The sequence below is a fragment of the Streptococcus catagoni genome (assembly GCF_011421425.1).
Lineage (GTDB): Bacteria > Bacillota > Bacilli > Lactobacillales > Streptococcaceae > Streptococcus > Streptococcus catagoni.
The window spans coordinates 332,488-350,458 of the sequence record NZ_WPCW01000001.1 but is presented as its reverse complement, the minus strand read 5'-3'; the positions used below and the strand labels follow the sequence as shown (position 1 = coordinate 350,458).

General features: G+C 37.3%; 15 protein-coding genes and 1 pseudogene. 11 read left to right on the top strand and 5 right to left on the bottom strand.

Features of this window, described 5'->3' with window-relative positions:
* Positions 1-19: 19 nt before the first annotated feature.
* On the bottom strand, positions 20-940 hold the full coding sequence (coaA, locus tag HBN42_RS01680) for a type I pantothenate kinase (RefSeq protein ID WP_165993094.1): 921 nt from the start codon (positions 938-940) through the stop codon (positions 20-22).
* Positions 941-1,191: 251 nt separating this feature from the next.
* Here coaA and HBN42_RS01675 point away from each other — a divergent pair, with 251 nt between their 5' ends.
* The 8 genes from HBN42_RS01675 to HBN42_RS01640 all read left to right on the top strand — a co-directional run bounded on the left by HBN42_RS01675 (position 1,192) and on the right by HBN42_RS01640 (position 8,924).
* Positions 1,192-1,791 (top strand): class I SAM-dependent methyltransferase, encoded by a 600-nt coding sequence (locus tag HBN42_RS01675; protein WP_328804271.1) that lies wholly within the window; start codon positions 1,192-1,194, stop codon positions 1,789-1,791.
* Entirely contained in the window at positions 1,778-3,055 is a 1,278-nt protein-coding gene (locus tag HBN42_RS01670; RefSeq protein ID WP_165993090.1) for a pyrimidine-nucleoside phosphorylase, read from the top strand. The genes HBN42_RS01675 and HBN42_RS01670 overlap by 14 nt, the downstream gene beginning before the upstream one ends.
* A 12-nt stretch (positions 3,056-3,067) precedes the next feature.
* Positions 3,068-3,730, top strand: coding sequence for a deoxyribose-phosphate aldolase (gene deoC, locus HBN42_RS01665; RefSeq protein WP_165993088.1), 663 nt, complete (start codon positions 3,068-3,070; stop codon positions 3,728-3,730).
* Entirely contained in the window at positions 3,717-4,106 is a 390-nt protein-coding gene (locus tag HBN42_RS01660; RefSeq protein WP_165993754.1) for a cytidine deaminase, read from the top strand. The genes deoC and HBN42_RS01660 overlap by 14 nt, the downstream gene beginning before the upstream one ends.
* An 88-nt stretch (positions 4,107-4,194) precedes the next feature.
* Positions 4,195-5,250, top strand: a complete 1,056-nt coding sequence (locus tag HBN42_RS01655; RefSeq protein ID WP_165993086.1) for a BMP family lipoprotein — start codon at positions 4,195-4,197, stop codon at positions 5,248-5,250.
* Positions 5,251-5,376: 126 nt separating this feature from the next.
* Positions 5,377-6,909 carry an ABC transporter ATP-binding protein gene (locus HBN42_RS01650; RefSeq protein WP_165993084.1) on the top strand — a complete coding sequence of 511 codons (1,533 nt, stop codon included), beginning with the start codon at positions 5,377-5,379 and terminating at the stop codon, positions 6,907-6,909.
* On the top strand, positions 6,902-7,966 hold the full coding sequence (locus HBN42_RS01645) for an ABC transporter permease (protein WP_165993082.1): 1,065 nt from the start codon (positions 6,902-6,904) through the stop codon (positions 7,964-7,966). The genes HBN42_RS01650 and HBN42_RS01645 overlap by 8 nt, the downstream gene beginning before the upstream one ends.
* A gap of 1 nt (position 7,967) precedes the next feature.
* Positions 7,968-8,924, top strand: coding sequence for an ABC transporter permease (locus HBN42_RS01640; RefSeq protein WP_165993080.1), 957 nt, complete (start codon positions 7,968-7,970; stop codon positions 8,922-8,924).
* Positions 8,925-9,062: 138 nt separating this feature from the next.
* Here the strand turns inward: HBN42_RS01640 and HBN42_RS01635 are convergent, their stop codons facing one another.
* From HBN42_RS01635 to HBN42_RS01620, 4 genes are all read right to left on the bottom strand, one after another.
* Positions 9,063-10,778 (bottom strand): phospho-sugar mutase, encoded by a 1,716-nt coding sequence (locus HBN42_RS01635; protein ID WP_165993078.1) that lies wholly within the window; start codon positions 10,776-10,778, stop codon positions 9,063-9,065.
* Positions 10,779-10,927: 149 nt separating this feature from the next.
* Positions 10,928-11,497: an ECF transporter S component gene (locus HBN42_RS01630; protein WP_165993076.1), complete on the bottom strand. Its 570-nt coding sequence runs from the start codon at positions 11,495-11,497 to the stop codon at positions 10,928-10,930.
* Between the two features lie 51 nt (positions 11,498-11,548).
* Complete coding sequence (gene coaC, locus HBN42_RS01625) at positions 11,549-12,109, bottom strand: phosphopantothenoylcysteine decarboxylase (RefSeq protein ID WP_165993074.1); 561 nt, start codon at positions 12,107-12,109, stop codon at positions 11,549-11,551.
* Positions 12,102-12,788, bottom strand: a complete 687-nt coding sequence (locus HBN42_RS01620; protein ID WP_165993072.1) for a phosphopantothenate--cysteine ligase — start codon at positions 12,786-12,788, stop codon at positions 12,102-12,104. The genes coaC and HBN42_RS01620 overlap by 8 nt, the downstream gene beginning before the upstream one ends.
* 234 nt (positions 12,789-13,022) lie before the next feature.
* Here HBN42_RS01620 and HBN42_RS01615 point away from each other — a divergent pair, with 234 nt between their 5' ends.
* The 3 genes and pseudogenes from HBN42_RS01615 to HBN42_RS01605 all read left to right on the top strand — a co-directional run bounded on the left by HBN42_RS01615 (position 13,023) and on the right by HBN42_RS01605 (position 17,879).
* On the top strand, positions 13,023-14,693 hold the full coding sequence (locus HBN42_RS01615; protein WP_165993070.1) for a formate--tetrahydrofolate ligase: 1,671 nt from the start codon (positions 13,023-13,025) through the stop codon (positions 14,691-14,693).
* Positions 14,694-14,958: 265 nt separating this feature from the next.
* Complete coding sequence (gene cls, locus HBN42_RS01610; RefSeq protein WP_165993068.1) at positions 14,959-16,536, top strand: cardiolipin synthase; 1,578 nt, start codon at positions 14,959-14,961, stop codon at positions 16,534-16,536.
* A gap of 319 nt (positions 16,537-16,855) precedes the next feature.
* Positions 16,856-17,879, top strand: a pseudogene (locus tag HBN42_RS01605) (aspartate-semialdehyde dehydrogenase).
* The last annotated feature ends 92 nt before the right edge of the window (positions 17,880-17,971 follow it).

Sequence of the window (17,971 nt, the reverse complement as noted above, 5' to 3'; positions counted from 1 at the left end):
ATGGTTTGGCAAGCCTTTATCATTTTTTAAGATAAATTTCGTCTATTTTATGGTCGCTAGCTTTATGAAGTATGATTTCAGCACGATTTCGTGTGGGTTCAATAAACTTTTCCAGGTTCTCTAAATTAACTGTTTTCCAAACTTCTTTAGCAAAGTCGATGGCCTTTGACCTATCCATTTTAGCATATTTGGAGTAGAAACTTGAATCATCGTTCTTAGCCAGATCTAGAATACTTTCAAAGCGTTCTAAATACCATGATTCAATATGCTTACTATCGGCATCAATATAGATAGAAAAATCAAAGTAGTCACTCATGTACAAGCGATTGTTTTGTTGATTTTGAAAGACATTGATACCTTCAACAATGAGAAAATCAGGGCTGGAAATGGATTGTAGTTTGCCAGGAACAATATCATAGACTTCATGAGAGTAGACGGGAATAGTGGCAGAAAAACCATTTTTCATAGCATCTAAGAAATCCAGTAATAATTCCATATTGTAAGATTCAGGGAAGCCCTTGCGGTTTAAGATCTTCTTGTCTTCTAAATGGCTATTAGGGTATAAGAAGCCATCTGTGGTAACCATTTCAACCCTACTGCTTTTAAAGGTCCGAGCCAATAAGAGTTGAAGCAAGCGACTAGTAGTTGATTTACCAACAGCTACAGAACCAGAAATACCAATAATAAAAGGACGATAGTGAGCATCCTTTTTTAAGAATAAACTTTTTGAAAAGGACAGGTTTTCTTGATTGATTTTATAGAGTTGAATGAGATTTAGAAGTGGTAAGTAAATTTCAGTAACGTCACCAATATTGATATTATCATTTAAACTGGTGATAGTATCAAGCTCTTCTTCTGTCAATAAAGGACGTGATTGCTGGTGCAATTCTTTCCAAGTCTCTCGCGTAATCTTTTGAAAATTTATAAACTCATTTGTCATAATTGCTCCCCTTAGGATTTACAGTCCAATTATTATAACATTTCTCTAGGAAAAATTAAAAAAATCACTTTGAAAAATCTGATATCTGATAAATTATAGAATAAAACAAAGGAGAATATAAAGCATTTATCTCCCACATAATGTTCGGTTATTAACTAACGTTTGCTCTAGATACTTTTAGAACAAGCGTCTTGTAAACCGTTTCAAAGTGTGTTAAAATGTTTAAGCATGAAAAACGAATAGGAAAAACGATGACTAAAATGTATTATGATGAAAACCCAGACAGCCTTCATGACATTCATGAATTAAAGGTGACTTTACTTGATCATAAGTTCACTTTTTTGAGTGATTCAGGTGTTTTCTCAAAGAAGATGATTGACTATGGAAGTCAAGTGCTTTTAAATGCCTTAGACTTCAAAGAAAAGGAAAGTCTTTTAGACTTAGGATGTGGTTATGGACCTTTGGGGATTTCTCTAGCCAAGGTTCAAGGAACAAAAGTGACCATGGTTGATATCAACAATCGTGCTTTGGAATTGGCTAAAAAGAATGCTTTAAAAAATGGCGTTGAAGCACAGATCTTTCAGTCTAATATCTATGAAAAGGTTAGCGGGAGCTTTGATCATATCATCAGTAACCCTCCAATAAGAGCTGGAAAAAAAGTTGTACACCAGATCATAGAAGAAAGCATTCGCTTTCTTAAGACAGGTGGTGACTTAACCATTGTTATCCAAAAGAAACAAGGCGCACCGAGTGCCAAAGAAAAAATGGCAATGACCTTCGGCAATGTTGAAACCATTAAAAAAGATAAAGGCTACTATATCCTAAGGAGCGTAAAGGATGAGAACAGTTGATTTAATCCAAAAAAAGCGTGACGGACATGAGCTTACAAAAGAAGAAATCCAGTGGTTGATCAGCTCTTATGCAGCTGGACAGATACCAGATTATCAAATGTCTGCCTTTGCTATGGCCGTTTATTTTAGAGGCATGACCACTAGGGAAACTCGCGACTTAACAATGGCTATGGTTAAAACAGGTGATGAAATTGACCTGTCTACCATTCAAGGTATTAAGACGGATAAGCATTCTACAGGTGGTGTTGGTGATAAGGTAACCCTCATCTTAGCCCCTCTTGTGGCTAGCTTTGGAGTCCCTGTTGCTAAAATGAGTGGACGTGGCCTGGGGCACACCGGTGGTACCCTTGATAAGTTAGAATCTATCAAAGGTTTTCAGATTGATCGGAGCCAAGAAGAATTTATTAAACAGGTTCAAGAGATTGGACTATCCGTAATAGGACAATCAGATCAACTGGTAAAAGCTGATAAACTCTTATATGCCTTACGAGATGTGACTGCAACAGTTGATATTATACCTCTCATTGCCAGCTCTGTTATGAGTAAGAAAATAGCAGCGGGAGCTGATAGCATCTTACTAGATGTAACAGTTGGTGATGGAGCTTTTATGAAAACAATTGAAGAAGCTGAAGAGCTTTCACGACTGATGGTTGATTTAGGTAAGGCAGTAGGGCGAAAAACGGTAGCTGTTATTACTAATATGAACCAACCCTTGGGACGCTCCATTGGTAATCGTCTGGAAGTTCTGGAAGCACTTGAGATTATGCAGGGCAAGGGACGACAAGACATTACAGAATTTATCTGTCGCCTAGCTCAGATTATGCTTGAATTAGCAGGCCTTGATAAGTCCCTTCAAGACATTGAAAAAAATCTGACTGATGGCAGTGCCCTTCAAAAATTTGAAGAGATGGTTCGTTACCAAGGTGGAGACCTTAAGGATTTGTACAGACCATCACATTCAAAAGAAAAAATTGAAGTTTTTGCTCATAAAGAAGGTTATATTACAGAATTACCAGCCTTAGCATTTGGTTTATTTGCCATGCGCCTTGGTGCTGGACGATCTGTGAAAACGGATCCATTAGATTATGAAAATGGTATTGTTTTTGATAAAAAAATTGGAGACTATGTCTCTAAGGGAGACCGTCTAGCAGTCATTTATTCTAGTCAACTTTTGGATAAAAAAGGGCTTACAGAATTTGAAAAAAATGTTAAAATAGGTGTAGAGTATACTGAGTCAAAAGAGATCATTAAAATCATTTCCTAGGAGGAAAAATCCTTGAGTATTAGTAAATATATTGACCACACTTTATTAAAAGCTGATAGTGTAAAAGAACAGATTGATCAACTGCTTTCAGAAGCTAAAGATCACCACTTTGCTAGCGTTTGTATCAATCCAAGCTGGGTTGCCTATGCCGCTAAGGTATTAAAAGGAACTGATGTTAAAGTCTGTACCGTTGTTGGCTTCCCCTTAGGAGCAACAACTTCAGCAACCAAAGTATTTGAAACAAAAGATGCTATTGAAAAGGGTGCTGACGAGATTGACATGGTTATTAATATTGGTCTACTTAAGCAAGGTGACTATGATGCTGTGGAGGATGATATCCGTGCAGTTGTAGAAGCAAGTGGAGATAAGCTTGTTAAAGTTATCATTGAGACCTGCCTATTGACAGATACTGAAAAAGTCAAAGCCTGCCAATTAGCAGTTAGTGCTGGAGCAGATTTTGTTAAAACCTCAACAGGCTTTTCAACTGGTGGCGCAACCATTTCTGATGTTAAGATTATGCGTCAAACTGTTGGGCCAAATATCGGTGTTAAGGCAGCTGGTGGTGCACGTTCTTTAGAGGATGCCCTAGCCTTTATTGAAGCTGGAGCCACTCGTATTGGTACCTCTTCAGGAGTGAAAATTATTAATGGAGAAATTGCCAATGGAGCCTACTAATTTAGTCTCCTTAGCAATGGAAGTCAGTAAGAATGCTTATGTACCCTATTCACATTTTCCAGTAGGGGCAGCTGTACTGACAAAAGACGGCCATGTTTTTACGGGCTGTAACGTTGAAAATGCTAGCTTTGGTTTGACCAATTGTGGTGAGCGTACGGCTATTTTTAAAGCCGTGTCAGAGGGTTATCAAGAATTTTCAGAAATTGCAATTTTTGGCAATACCAATGAACCCGTCTCTCCCTGTGGAGCTTGTCGTCAGGTAATGGCAGAATTTTTCCCTTCAACAGCAAAAGTGACTCTAATTTCTAAGGATGGTCAGACACGAGTTACGACAGTAGGGGACTTATTACCTTATTCATTCACAGATCTTACTTAATCTGTTTAATTTTCGTTAACTAACCATAAGGTTATTTATATTTTTTAAGCAAGCAATTGCTAGAAACTTTTTAGGAGGGTTCATTTTCATGAACAAGAAATTTATTGGTCTAGGTTTAGCTTCTGTAGCAGTTTTAGGTTTAGCTGCATGCGGAAATCGTGGAGCTTCTAAATCTGATAGCAAAAATGCTAAAACAGATTTGAAAGCAGCAATTGTTACTGATACTGGCGGTGTTGATGACAAGTCATTTAACCAATCTGCCTGGGAAGGTCTACAAGCTTGGGGTAAAGAAAATGGCCTTAAAAAAGGTGCTGGTTTTGATTATTTCCAATCAACTAATGAATCTGAATATGCAACTAACTTAGATACTGCAGTATCTAACGGTTACCAAGTTGTCTATGGTATTGGTTTTGCGCTTAAAGACGCTATTGCTAAAGCAGCTGGTGATAATAGTGATGTTAAATTTGTTATCATTGATGATGTTATTGAAGGCAAAAAGAATGTTGCAAGTGCTACCTTTGCTGATAATGAAGCGGCTTACCTTGCAGGTATTGCAGCTGCTAAAACAACCAAAACAAAAATTGTTGGTTTTGTAGGTGGTATGAAGGGTAACGTTATTACTCGTTTTGAAAAGGGTTTTGAAGCAGGTGTTAAATCTGTAGATAAATCTATCCAAATCAAGGTTAACTACGCTGGATCATTTGGAGATGCAGCAAAAGGTAAAACAATTGCGGCTGCTCAATATGCTGGTGGGGCTGATATCATTTATCAAGCAGCAGGTGGTACAGGAGCAGGTATCTTCAATGAAGCTAAAGACATCAACGAAAAACGTAGTGAAGACGATAAAGTTTGGGTTATTGGCGTAGACCGTGACCAAAAAGACGAAGGAAAATACAAGACTAAAGATAAAAAAGAATCTAACTTTGTATTAGCTTCATCAATTAAACAGGTTGGGAAAGCTGTTCAATTGATCAACAAACAAATTGCTAATGATAAATTCCCAGGTGGGAAAACAACTGTTTATGGCCTAAAAGATGGTGGTGTTGATATTGCAACAACTAACCTTTCTGAAGAAGCTATTAAAGCAGTTAAAGAAGCAAAAGAAAAAATTAAATCTGGTGACGTAAAAGTTCCTGAAAAATAAAACTAAGAGAGAGCGACCTTAGTCGGTCGCCTTTTTTAGACTGAGATAACTTTTATCTCAGTAAAGCTTGTGAAAGATGACAAGCTTTACTGAAATAAAAGCGAGAAGTGAAAGGAAGAGCATCTTATGACTGAACATGTCATTGAAATGAAAGGTATTACAAAGAAGTTTGGCGATTTTGTTGCAAATGACCACATCAACTTAACTGTTAGAAAAGGTGAAATCCATGCACTATTAGGTGAAAATGGTGCGGGTAAATCAACCTTGATGAACATGCTTGCAGGTCTTTTGGAACCAACTGAAGGTGACATTATTGTAAATGGGAAACCAGTTTTAATAGATTCTCCTTCTAAATCGTCTCAACTAGGAATTGGTATGGTGCATCAGCACTTTATGTTAGTTGAAGCCTTTACTGTGGCCGAGAATATTATACTAGGAAATGAAACAACTAAAAATGGTCGCTTAGACCTGAAAAAGGCCAGTCATGAGATCAGAGAACTATCTACAAAATATGGACTCTCTGTTGACCCAGATGCAAAAGTTGCTGATATATCAGTTGGAGCTCAACAACGTGTTGAAATCTTGAAAACCCTGTATCGTGGTGCAGATATTTTGATTTTTGATGAACCGACTGCTGTCTTAACACCTTCCGAAATTCAAGAATTAATGGTCATTATGAAAAATCTTGTCAAAGAAGGAAAATCTATTGTTCTCATCACACATAAATTGGATGAGATTCGAGCAGTAGCAGACCGTGTTACTGTTATCAGACGTGGACAGAGTATTGAAACTGTAAATGTAGCAGGGGTTAGTTCAAAAGAATTAGCCGAAATGATGGTAGGACGTTCAGTTTCCTTCACAACCAATAAGAAGCCTGCTGAACCTAAGGAAGTTGTTTTATCCATTAAAGATTTACTTGTTACTGAAAATCGCGGTGTACCTGCAGTGAAAAATCTCTCCTTAGACATACATTCTGGTGAAATTGTTGGGATTGCTGGTATTGATGGTAATGGTCAAAGTGAGCTTGTTCAGGCTATAACAGGCCTAAGAAAAGCCAGCTCAGGAACAATCACCATTAAGGGACAAGATGTCACACATTATTCTTCACGTAAGATAACTGAATTATCTGTAGGACACGTTCCAGAAGATAGACATCGTGATGGATTAATCTTGGATCTATCCTTGGCTGAAAATACAGCACTTCAAACCTACTATAAGGAACCATTAAGTAAAAATGGTATCTTAAACTACAACAAGATTAACGAGTATTCTCGCAAATTGATGCAAGAATTTGACGTTCGAGGGGCAAATGAACTGGTACCAGCTCGTGGTTTTTCAGGAGGTAACCAGCAAAAAGCCATTATTGCTCGTGAAATCGATCGTAACCCTGACTTGTTGATTGTTAGCCAACCAACACGTGGTTTGGACGTTGGAGCCATTGAATATATTCATAGAAGACTTATTGAAGAGCGTGATAAAGGTAAGGCAGTCCTTGTTGTCAGCTTTGAACTAGATGAAATTTTAAATTTATCAGATAGAATCGCTGTTATTCATGATGGAAAAATTCAAGGAATCGTTAAACCTGAAAATACTAACAAACAAGAATTAGGTATTTTGATGGCAGGTGGATCAATTGATGAGGAGGAAAAAGATGTCTAAAAAGGCACAAAAGATTGCTGTACCAGTTATTTCCGTTCTACTAGGGTTTTTACTGGGTGCAATTATTATGTTTATCTTTGGATATGATCCAATTTGGGGTTACGAAGGTCTCTTTCAAGTAGCTTTTGGTAGTCTTAAGAATTGGGGAGAAATTTTGAGATCCATGGGGCCGCTGATTTTGATTGCCCTAGGATTTACAGTTGCTAGTAGAGCAGGTTTCTTTAATATTGGTTTGTCAGGTCAAGCATTGGCTGGTTGGATTTCTTCTACCTGGTTTGCTTTATCTCATCCAAATATGTCTCGTCCTTTATTAATTATATTAACCATCCTGATTGGTATGTTAGCAGGGGGAATTGCAGGAGCTATTCCTGGGGTGCTTCGTGCTTATCTGGGAACCAGTGAAGTTATTGTTACCATTATGATGAACTATATCATCCTTTATATTGGTAATGCTGTCATCCAAAATGCCTTTGCAAAAAATCTAAAGCAAAGTATTGACTCTTCTATCCAAGTTAGTCAGAATGCCTCTTTTCGAACAGAATGGCTGTCACAGCTGACAAATAATTCACGACTTAATATCGGTATCTTTTTTGCCATTGTAGGAATCTTTTTAATATGGTTCTTGCTAAACAAAACAACACTTGGTTTTGAGATTCGTTCAGTAGGTTTGAATCCAAATGCTAGTGAATATGCGGGAATGTCTGCTAAGAGAACCATTATTTTATCAATGGTAATTTCAGGAGCTCTTGCAGGGCTTGGTGGAGTAGTAGAAGGACTTGGAACCTTTGAGAATGTCTTTGTTCAATCAAGTTCTCTAGCTATCGGTTTTGATGGTATGGCTGTTAGCTTGTTAGCAGCTAATAATCCAATTGGTATCTTCTTCTCAGCCTTCTTGTTTGGTGTCTTAAATATTGGATCACCAGGTATGAATATTGCAGGTATTCCTCCTGAACTTGTCAAGGTTGTTACAGCATCTATTATTTTCTTTGTTGGTGCACATTATCTCATTGAGCGTTATATGATTAGAAGCAAAAAAACAGTGAAAGGTGGTAAATAAGATGAATATCGTTACAATTCTTTCATTGTTAATGTCTTCAATGCTTATCTATGCGACACCTCTAATTTTTACCAGTATTGGAGGAACCTTCTCAGAGCGAGCTGGAGTCGTTAACGTTGGGCTTGAAGGGATCATGGTTATCGGAGCTTTAACGGGAATTATTTTCAATTTAGAGTTTTATGATACCTTTGGGCGCCTAACTCCTTGGATAGCAACCCTAGTTGCTGGCTTTGTTGGCTTAATCTTTTCATTGATTCATGCCCTAGCTACCATTAATTTCCGTGCAGATCATATTGTATCTGGTACTGTTCTGAACTTGTTGGCACCTTCTTTGGCTGTTTTCCTAGTTAAAGCTTTCTACGGCAAAGGGCAAACTGATAACATTCAGATATCCTTTGGTAAATTTGATTTTCCACTTTTATCACAAATTCCCATCTTAGGAGATATTTTCTTTAAAAATACAACTTTGATAGGATATATCGCAGTTGCCTTCTCATTCTTAGCCTGGTATATTCTCTATAAAACACGCTTTGGTTTGAGATTGAGATCTGTCGGGGAACATCCTCAAGCTGCAGACACTTTAGGAATTAATGTTTATTTAATGAAGTACTATGGTGTTATTATTTCAGGTTTTCTTGGCGGTATAGGTGGGGCTGTTTATGCGCAATCTATTTCCGTAAACTTTGCCATCACTACCATCCTAGGACCTGGTTTTATCTCCTTAGCAGCTATGATTTTTGGTAAATGGAATCCTATTGGAGCCATGCTTTCAAGCTTATTCTTTGGCTTGTCACAAAGTTTAGCAGTTATTGGTGGTCAGTTGCCTCTACTAGAGAATATCCCTTCTGTTTACCTAGAAATAGCTCCTTATGTTTTAACAATCATTATACTGGCAGCCTTCTTTGGACAAGCAGTAGCTCCAAAGGCTGATGGTGTCAATTATATCAAGACAAAATAAAAAAACAGAAACCTATATTATATGTATATATAGAATTGGATCCCAAAGCTTAGATTTTGGGGTCTTTTTCTTTAGCAAAAAAGGACTTAGTCTTCATGGAGAACTAAGTCCTTTACTTACTATTTTTATCCCTTTTCTTTAAGCTACAAAGGCATTAATTTCAGCTTCAATAGCATCAATTTTTTCTTGTGCTTCTTTTAGAGATTCACCAACTGTAGCAATGTAGAATTTAATTTTAGGTTCAGTTCCTGATGGACGAACAGCGAACCAGGAATCATCTTCTAAAGTGTATTTTAGGACATCGCTAGGCGGTGTTGTTAACTGGCTAAGGCCATCCTTACTCTTAGCTGTCTGTTTTAAGAAGTCTTCAGTAAGAATAATGTCTGTCTTATTGAATTGACTTGGAGCATTGTTACGGAATTGATCCATAATTTTTTTAATTTCAGCAGCTCCATCAATACCTGAAAGAGTTAGGGAAATTGTTTTCTCTGCAAAATAACCATATTCTTTAAAGATTTCTTCAATTCCGTCAGCCAAGGTTAAGCCACGTGAGCGGTAGTAGGCAGCAATTTCAGCCACTATCAATACGGCTTGGATAGCATCTTTATCACGAACAAAAGGCTTAATGAGGTAACCAAAGCTTTCTTCAAAACCAAAGAGATAAGTATGGTTATGTTTTTCTTCAAACTCTTGAATTTTTTCAGCAATAAATTTGAATCCTGTAAGGACGTTGAACATGGTTGCGCCATAGCTTTCAGCTATTTTTGTAACCAATTCAGTTGAAACGATAGATTTTGCTAGGGCAGCATTTTTTGGAAGGGTTCCAGCATCTTTATGGGCCTGCAGGATATACTTAGCAATCAAAGCACCGATTTGATTACCAGAAAGGTTCCAGTAAGAGCCATCAGCCTGTCTAATTTCAACACCCAGACGATCAGCATCAGGATCTGTTGCAACTAAAACGTCTGCATTAACTTGACGTCCCAGCTCTTCAGCAAGGGCAAATGCTTCTTGGCTTTCTGGATTAGGAGACTTAACAGTTGAAAAATCAGGATCTGCTTTTGCTTGTGATTCTACAATTTCAACTGATTCAAAGCCAGCTTGGGCAAGTGCTCGTCTAGTGAGCATTTCTCCTGTCCCGTGAAGAGGAGTATAGACAATCTTCATGTCTCGTCCATATTGGGCAATTAAGTCATGATTAATATTAACATCCTTAACTTCTTTTAAGTACTCAACATCCACTGATTCACCAATAACTTCAATGAGGCCTGATTTTTTAGCTTCTTCAAGGTCGGCTAGTTCAATTGAAAACAGATCATCAATAGCTCTAATGTACTTAGTTAGAGCATCAGCATCAGCTGGTGGCATCTGACCGCCATCTGATCCATAAACCTTGTAACCATTAAATGGAGCAGGGTTGTGACTAGCTGTAATCATAATTCCAGCTGTGGCCTTTAGGTGACGTACTGCAAAAGATAGTTCTGGAGTTGGTCTTAAACTTTCGAAGACATATGCTTTGATGCCGTGAGCAGCAAGAACTTGGGCTGATTCAAAGGCAAATTCTGGTGAAAAATGACGTGAATCATAGGCAATAGCCACACCTTGTTTTTTAGCTTCTTCACCCTTGGATGCTACTAATTGAGCCAAGCCTTCTGTTGCTTGTCTTACAACGTAAATATTAATACGATTAGTACCAGCGCCGGTATATGCTCGCATGCCGGCAGTACCAAATTCTAAGTTAGCGTAAAAGGCGTCTTCTTTGACTTTTTCATCCATTGCTAATAATTCATCATGTAAATAAGTAGGTAAATTTGGGGCATCAAGCCATTTTTTATAATTTTCTGTATATGTCATCAATTTCTCCTTTATATTTATAACCGCTTTCATTTTTCATTATACCATTTTGAAAACAGAAAATCACTAGTTTTTTAACTTGCTTTTCATCATTTTCAATAGAAAGGTAAGAAAAAAACTTGCAAAAACAAGTACAAGTTTCAATGATTTTATTTTTTAAGCTTACTAAGGGTTGGCACTACGGCAAGAACGATGATAGCAGAGATGATCATTTCAGCTATAGCATTTGTAGAGATGATACTAACTAAAAGGGCTTGAATATCTCCTCCAAAGACTGATGAGAAGAAGATGTAGATGCCCCCTAATACAAAGATCGTATTTGTCATTGAGCCAATGATCCCAGATAAAAGTAGACCGAATTTATTAGTATTTGCTTTATAACAATAGTAAGGAACGATACCTATCAAGATACGGGGAACCATTGCAATAATGAGTGAGTAGAAATTACCATTATCAACGAAGGGTGAGAATAAGTAGCTGGTTGGTAGTAAAATGATGGTACTATTAAAAACACTTATTATTCCCATGAGAGCACCAAGAGTAGAACCAATCTTTGGACCGTAGATAATAGAAGCAATAATAACCGGTATGTGAACCAGAGTAGGTTTTATTGGTATGGGCCATAGGTTAAAGACCAAGGAGCTAATAAAGTGTATTAATAGCATAATAGCGAAGAAAATAGATATTTTTGGAATATCTGACGACTTATGACGATTCATTTGATTATCTCTCCATTGATAGTTTTTACTTATTATACAAGAATCTGTGACCTATGAAAAAATATTTTGCTCGTTAAATACAGCAGTGATTTTATCTATTATAGTTGAGGTATCAGCTAAAGCTCCTTTGCCAAAATCTCCACAGGCTAGAAGGCTAGACTTAGGTTCGATTTCTTGGTAACCAAAGGATTTTAGACGTTTGATATTTTCTTGAGTAATTGGATTTTCATACATCTTAGTGTTCATGGCAGAAGCAAAAAATTTGGGTATTGATGTAGGAAGGGCTAGTGCTACACCAGTTATAATATTATCAGCTAAACCATAAGAAAGGTGTGCAATAGTGTTAGCTGAGGCAGGAGCGACGATGAATAAATCAGTATTTTTGGCTAAGTCAATATGATTAACTTTACTAACATCATCTTCGCGCATGAGGTCAACGTGAACATCGTTTTTAGAAAGAACTTGTAGGGTAAGAGGTGTAATAAAGTCTTGTGCAGCCTTTGTCATTAAAACAGTGACAGAATAACCTAGTTTTGTTAATTGGCTTGTCAAGTCTGCCGCTTTATAGGCAGAAATGCTACCGCTAATAGCTAATGTGATGTTTTTAGTCATGTCTGGTTACCTTCTCATAAATAATCTGTGCAATCTCATCCTTAGTTTTTACAGGATAATAGTTTTCTGGACCCACTAGATAGGCCTGGTGTTTTTGATCTGTGATCTGCATGTAATCATTAGCTAAAATATAGTCTGCCTGGTTTTTATTTAGGCTTTCTCTGGCTACGCTTATCAGTTGGTCGCTGCTCACGCCTACTAATAATTTAAAACCTATTAAAGTTATTAAAGGATTCCACTTTTTGATCAGAGAAATGATTTTTGGTGTCTTCTTGAGAAAGAGAACCTGATAGTCTGATTGGGAAGAAATTTTACTTTCATGATTAGTTTTCTCAAGAAAGTCTTCCAAACGTTCGGTTTTTTCAAGTTCTTTGAAATCTGTCATATAGACGGGGCTATAGTCAGAAACAGCCATGCTATGTATGATAACATCATGTTTTTTGACTAAGGGTTCTAAAACTTCTAAAAGGTTAGCTACATTACTAATTTCAATAATGGAAAGCTTAGGATTTGCCTCTGGCTTTAAAGCTGTTTTTGTTGTCACCAAGGTCACTTGATGCCCATTATTTAAGAATAGGTCGCATAATTTTTTACCCAAACGACCTGTTGAATGATTGGTTATACCTCTTACAGCATCAATTTTTTCTGTTGTGCCTCCAGATGTAATTAATATTTCCATACTCCTATTCTACACGAAAAATCAAAGTTTTTAAACTGTTAAGATTTTCACAAATATTAAGTTTGTGACCTTTTTGGGCCATTATTCGTATTTTTTGAATAAAAAGTCTAATAAATACTAAATTAAAGTTTAGTGTTTATAAAAATCGAACATTAAAAAGAAAAAATCTATTTTATCTAAGAAATTATGAGTGCTATGATATAATAAATTTATTATGAAAATGAGGTGTAAACATTGAAAACGGATATTGAAATTGCTCAAAGTGTTGCATTAAAACCTATTACTGAAATTGTTGAAAAAGTTGGGATCACTTATGATGATATTGAATTATATGGAAAATATAAGGCAAAATTGTCATTTGATAAAATGAATGCCGTAAAATCAAATTCAGTAGGAAAGCTCATATTGGTTACAGCCATTAATCCGACTCCTGCTGGAGAAGGAAAATCAACCATGAGTATCGGGCTAGCTGATGCTTTAAACAAGATTGGTAAAAAGACAATGATTGCCCTTCGTGAACCTTCGCTTGGACCTGTAATGGGGATCAAAGGCGGAGCAGCTGGCGGAGGCTATTCGCAAGTTTTACCAATGGAAGATATAAACCTTCATTTTACAGGGGATGTGCATGCTATCACAACAGCTAACAATGCCTTAGCAGCACTGATTGACAATCATATTCAGCAAGGAAATGAACTAAATATTGATCCTCGTCGGGTGATCTGGAAACGTGTGGTTGACCTTAATGACCGAGCTTTAAGACAGGTTACTGTTGGCTTAGGAGGACCACTTAATGGTGTTCCTAGAGAAGATGGCTTTGATATAACAGTTGCATCTGAAATAATGGCTATTCTCTGTCTGGCAACTGGTTTAGAGGACTTAAAAAAACGCCTTGCAAGCATCGTTGTGGCCTACGATTATCAGCGCAAACCTATTTATGTTAAAGATCTAAAAGTCGAAGGAGCCTTAACATTAATCCTAAAAGATGCCATCAAACCAAACCTTGTTCAGACTATTTATGGAACACCAGCTCTGGTTCATGGCGGTCCTTTTGCTAATATTGCTCATGGCTGTAACTCTGTTCTTGCTACAACAACCGCTCTTCACTTGGCAGATTATACAGTTACAGAAGCTGGATTTGGGGCTGATTTAGGGGCTGAGAAGTTTCTTGATATCAAGGTTCCAAATCTTCCAACTAATCCTGATGCTGTTGTTATCGTGGCTACACTTCGCGCATTAAAAATGCATGGAGGGGTCGACAAGAGTCAGTTAAATGAAGAAAATTTACAGGCTGTAGCTGATGGCTTTGCCAATCTTAAGAGACACGTTGAAAATATTAGAAAATACGGCCTACCTGTAGTCGTGGCTATTAATGAGTTTGCTTCTGATACTGAAGCTGAAATTCAGGTATTAAAGGATCTATGTGCTGAAATAGCTGTCCCTGTTGAACTAGCTAGCGTCTGGGAAAATGGTGCAGAAGGTGGTCTTGCCTTAGCTAGAACACTTGTTCAAGTTATTGATAAGGAACAGTCAAACTATAAAGCTATTTACCAAAAAGAAGATAGTTTAGAAGAAAAAATGACAAAAATTGTTAGAGAGATTTACGGCGGTAAGACAGTTCAGCTCTCTGTAAAAGCAAAAACACAACTCAAGCAATTTAAGGAATTTGGTTGGGACAGTCTACCTGTTTGTATGGCCAAAACACAGTATAGCTTCTCAGATAATCAGACTTTACTAGGTGCACCTACGGATTTTGATATTACAATCAGAGAATTTGTACCTAAAACCGGAGCAGGATTTATTGTTGCCTTAACTGGTGACGTCATGACCATGCCTGGCCTTCCTAAAAAACCAGCTGCTTTAAATATGGACGTTTTAAATGATGGTACGGTCATAGGCTTATTCTAAGCTTCTAAAAGAAAAACCTTATTTCAGATTGAAGAAAAATTCCTTTTCTTTGATCTTTTTTGATGACTTTTTTTGGAGGGAAAAACTTTTTCCTGGCAGCCAATTTAGGCAGCTGAGTCTGCGGAAAAAGATTTGTAGGCTGACGGCTTAGAAGTCAGCTGATAACCGTGGTAGCACTTACAAAAAAGACTTAAGAAAGGTGTAGGAGAGCTTTCTATAAAAAATAATATGGTATAATATAAAATAAAGTCATGTTTTGGAGGGAATGCATATTAAAAAGAAAATAAAAGTAAAACACTTGCTCCATAAGAGTAAACGTGGTTTTCTACGGGGAGTCTTTAGCCGCGTAAGTTTGATTGCCCTATTGATTATTATCCAAATGGCTTTTATCTTTAAATCATATGCTTGGATGGAGCAATACCATTTCGGTTTAACCTTTATTGAATCAATTTTTGCAGTTGCTATCGTCTTATACTTAGTAAATAGTGATATGGATGCTATATCAAGAGTCACCTGGCTTATTTTGATTATGATTGCTCCCTTGCTGGGATCTTTATTATTAATCTATACTAAGTTTGACTGGGGCTATCGGGGCTTAAAAAGAAGGATAAATCATTTAGTTGACTTGAGTCGTCCTTATGTAAAAGATGATCAGGAAGTCGTGGAGATTTTAAAAGACAATACTTCTGCGACCTATCACTTGGTTCAATATTTACAAAGAAGTCGAGAAAGATTTCCTGTTTACAGTAATACAAAATCACAATATTTTTCCAGTGGGGAAGCGTTTTTTGAAGCCTTTAAAGAAGAGTTATTTAAGGCCAAAAAGTACATCTTTATGGAATTCTATATTATTGCTGAAGGTTTGATGTGGGGAGAAACACTTACCATTCTAGAAGCTAAAATAAAAGAAGGAGTAGAAGTTAGGGTTTTATATGATGGGATGAATGAACTCTCAACCCTATCTCCTGATTACGCCGAACGACTAGCAAAAATTGGAATCCAGGCTAAAGCTTTTTCTCCTATTTCACCTTTTATTTCCACTTATTACAATTATCGGGATCACCGCAAAATTGTAGTTATTGATGGTGAGGTTGCCTTTACAGGCGGTGTTAATTTAGCTGATGAGTATATTAACGAGTATGAGCGCTTTGGTCATTGGAAAGATTCTGGTCTGATGATTGAAGGTGAAGCAGTTGATAGTTTCTTAATCTTATTTTTACAAATGTGGTCAATCACAGAAAAAGGTTTTGAGATTGAGCCTTATTTAGCTAAACACGACACTGGTATACCAACAGATGGCTATGTCATTCCCTATGGGGATTCACCACTGGATACTGATAAAATCGGAGAAAATGTCTATATTGATATCTTGAATCATGCTAAAGAGTATGTCTATATCATGACGCCCTATTTAATCTTAAACAGTGAATTGGAACATGCCATCCGTTTTGCTGCTGAGCGTGGGGTTGATATAGAGATTATTATGCCAGGTAAGCCTGACAAGGCTATCCCTTATGCACTTGCAAAGACCTATTATAAGGGTCTCATGTCTTCTGGGGTTAAGATCTATGAGTATGATCCAGGCTTTATCCACTCAAAGGTCTTTGTTAGTGATAATATCAAGGCAGTTGTGGGATCTATCAACCTTGATTACCGAAGCCTCTATCATCATTTTGAATGCGCAGCTTACTTGTACCGTGCTTCAACAATTGCAGATATTGTCAAAGATTTTCAAGAAACCAAAAACTTATCCAGTCGGGTGACTCTGAAAAAAGTTCATAATCGTCCTTGGTATCAAAAAGTGATGGGCTTATTGGTTAAAACAATTGCACCGCTCTTGTAATTGCAACCATTTTCTGTTATGATGGTTTTATGCGATGAGTCGATTGTGATCTTAGATCACATTTGCGCTGGGGAGGTCATTAAGGCAGGAGCCGACTTTGATAAATTGTGTGAACCCTTTTATCACATTCACTGAATGCCCCATACCTCTGTCTTGAGACAGAGGTTTTTTTATACTTTGATTTTGACTAATTGTAAGCTATAATAAAAAGCATGTAAAAACCTCGACAATGTAAAGTCCTTCATGCAAGAGAATAAAGGAGAAGGATAGGGCTTATACGGTTGCAGTAGTTGGAGCTACTGGTGCGGTTGGTTCACAAATGATAGCGATGCTAGAAGAGTCCGACCTCCCTATTTCAAGTCTAAAGCTTTTAGCCTCAGCAAAATCCGCAGGAAAAAGGATGGCATTTAAAGACACAGATGCTCTTGTAGATGAAACCAGAGAAGATTCCTTTGAAAATATTGATATAGCCCTATTTTCAGCTGGTGGAACCATATCTAAAAAATATGCCCCTTATGCAGTTAAGGCTGGCGCTGTAGTTGTAGATAACACTTCCTATTTTAGACAAAATCCGGCTGTGCCTCTGGTGGTACCAGAAGTTAACTCACAAGCCTTGGATGATCATCAGGGGATTATAGCCTGTCCCAGCTGTTCAACAATTCAGTTGATGGTAGCAGTAGAACCCATCCGATAAAAATGGGGAATAGAGAGGATCATCGTTTCGACCTATCAAGCTGTTTCTGGGGCAGGGCAATCTGCCATAAATGAAACATATCATCAGTACAAAGAACTTATGGATCAAGGCCCAATGCAAAAGACCTCTCCGCTCACATCTTACAAACTGCTGCAGATCAAAAACACTTCCCCATTGCCTTTAATGCCTTGGCACAAATTGATCTTTTCACTCAGAATGATTATACCTATGAGGAGATGAAGATGACCAAGGAAACAAAGAAGATCATGTCCTATCCATCACTAAAAGTGTCAGCAACCTGCGTTCATATACCCATCATAAGGGCACATTCAGAATCTGTCTATATTGAAACAAAAAAGAGGCTCCAATTGACCAGGTAAGATCTGCCATTTCAGTCTTTCCAGGAGCTGTCTTAGAAGATGATGTCAGCAATCAAGTATATCCGCAAACTCTTAATGCTATTGGTTCCAAAGATATCTTTGTTGGTCGGATTCGAAAAGATTTGGATCTACCAAATGGCATCCATTTATGGGTAGTATCTGATAATCTTTTAAAGGGAACAGCATGGAATTCAGTTCAAATTGCTGAAACTTTACATAAGCGTGGACTGATTAGACCTACAAAAACAGACCTATTTGAACTCCTATAGATCAAAATGAATATCTATGCACAATTTGTCACTTCTTGTAAAAGTTCATTCAGAAGCTAATTTCAAGCTTTTTTAGCCTTAAAACTTGACAA

Bases quoted from the DNA above. Each gene is read 5' to 3' on its own strand.
- HBN42_RS01670 (WP_165993090.1), top strand. From the start codon at position 1,778: ATGAGAACAGTTGATTTAATCCAAAAAAAGCGTGACGGACATGAGCTT.
- HBN42_RS01635 (WP_165993078.1), bottom strand. From the start codon at position 10,778: ATGACATATACAGAAAATTATAAAAAATGGCTTGATGCCCCAAATTTA.
- HBN42_RS01620 (WP_165993072.1), bottom strand. From the start codon at position 12,788: ATGGAAATATTAATTACATCTGGAGGCACAACAGAAAAAATTGATGCT.
- HBN42_RS01655 (WP_165993086.1), top strand. From the start codon at position 4,195: ATGAACAAGAAATTTATTGGTCTAGGTTTAGCTTCTGTAGCAGTTTTA.
- HBN42_RS01660 (WP_165993754.1), top strand. From the start codon at position 3,717: ATGGAGCCTACTAATTTAGTCTCCTTAGCAATGGAAGTCAGTAAGAAT.
- HBN42_RS01675 (WP_328804271.1), top strand. From the start codon at position 1,192: ATGACTAAAATGTATTATGATGAAAACCCAGACAGCCTTCATGACATT.
- HBN42_RS01630 (WP_165993076.1), bottom strand. From the start codon at position 11,497: ATGAATCGTCATAAGTCGTCAGATATTCCAAAAATATCTATTTTCTTC.
- HBN42_RS01650 (WP_165993084.1), top strand. From the start codon at position 5,377: ATGACTGAACATGTCATTGAAATGAAAGGTATTACAAAGAAGTTTGGC.
- HBN42_RS01640 (WP_165993080.1), top strand. From the start codon at position 7,968: ATGAATATCGTTACAATTCTTTCATTGTTAATGTCTTCAATGCTTATC.
- HBN42_RS01645 (WP_165993082.1), top strand. From the start codon at position 6,902: ATGTCTAAAAAGGCACAAAAGATTGCTGTACCAGTTATTTCCGTTCTA.
- coaA (WP_165993094.1), bottom strand. From the start codon at position 940: ATGACAAATGAGTTTATAAATTTTCAAAAGATTACGCGAGAGACTTGG.
- coaC (WP_165993074.1), bottom strand. From the start codon at position 12,109: ATGACTAAAAACATCACATTAGCTATTAGCGGTAGCATTTCTGCCTAT.
- cls (WP_165993068.1), top strand. From the start codon at position 14,959: ATGCATATTAAAAAGAAAATAAAAGTAAAACACTTGCTCCATAAGAGT.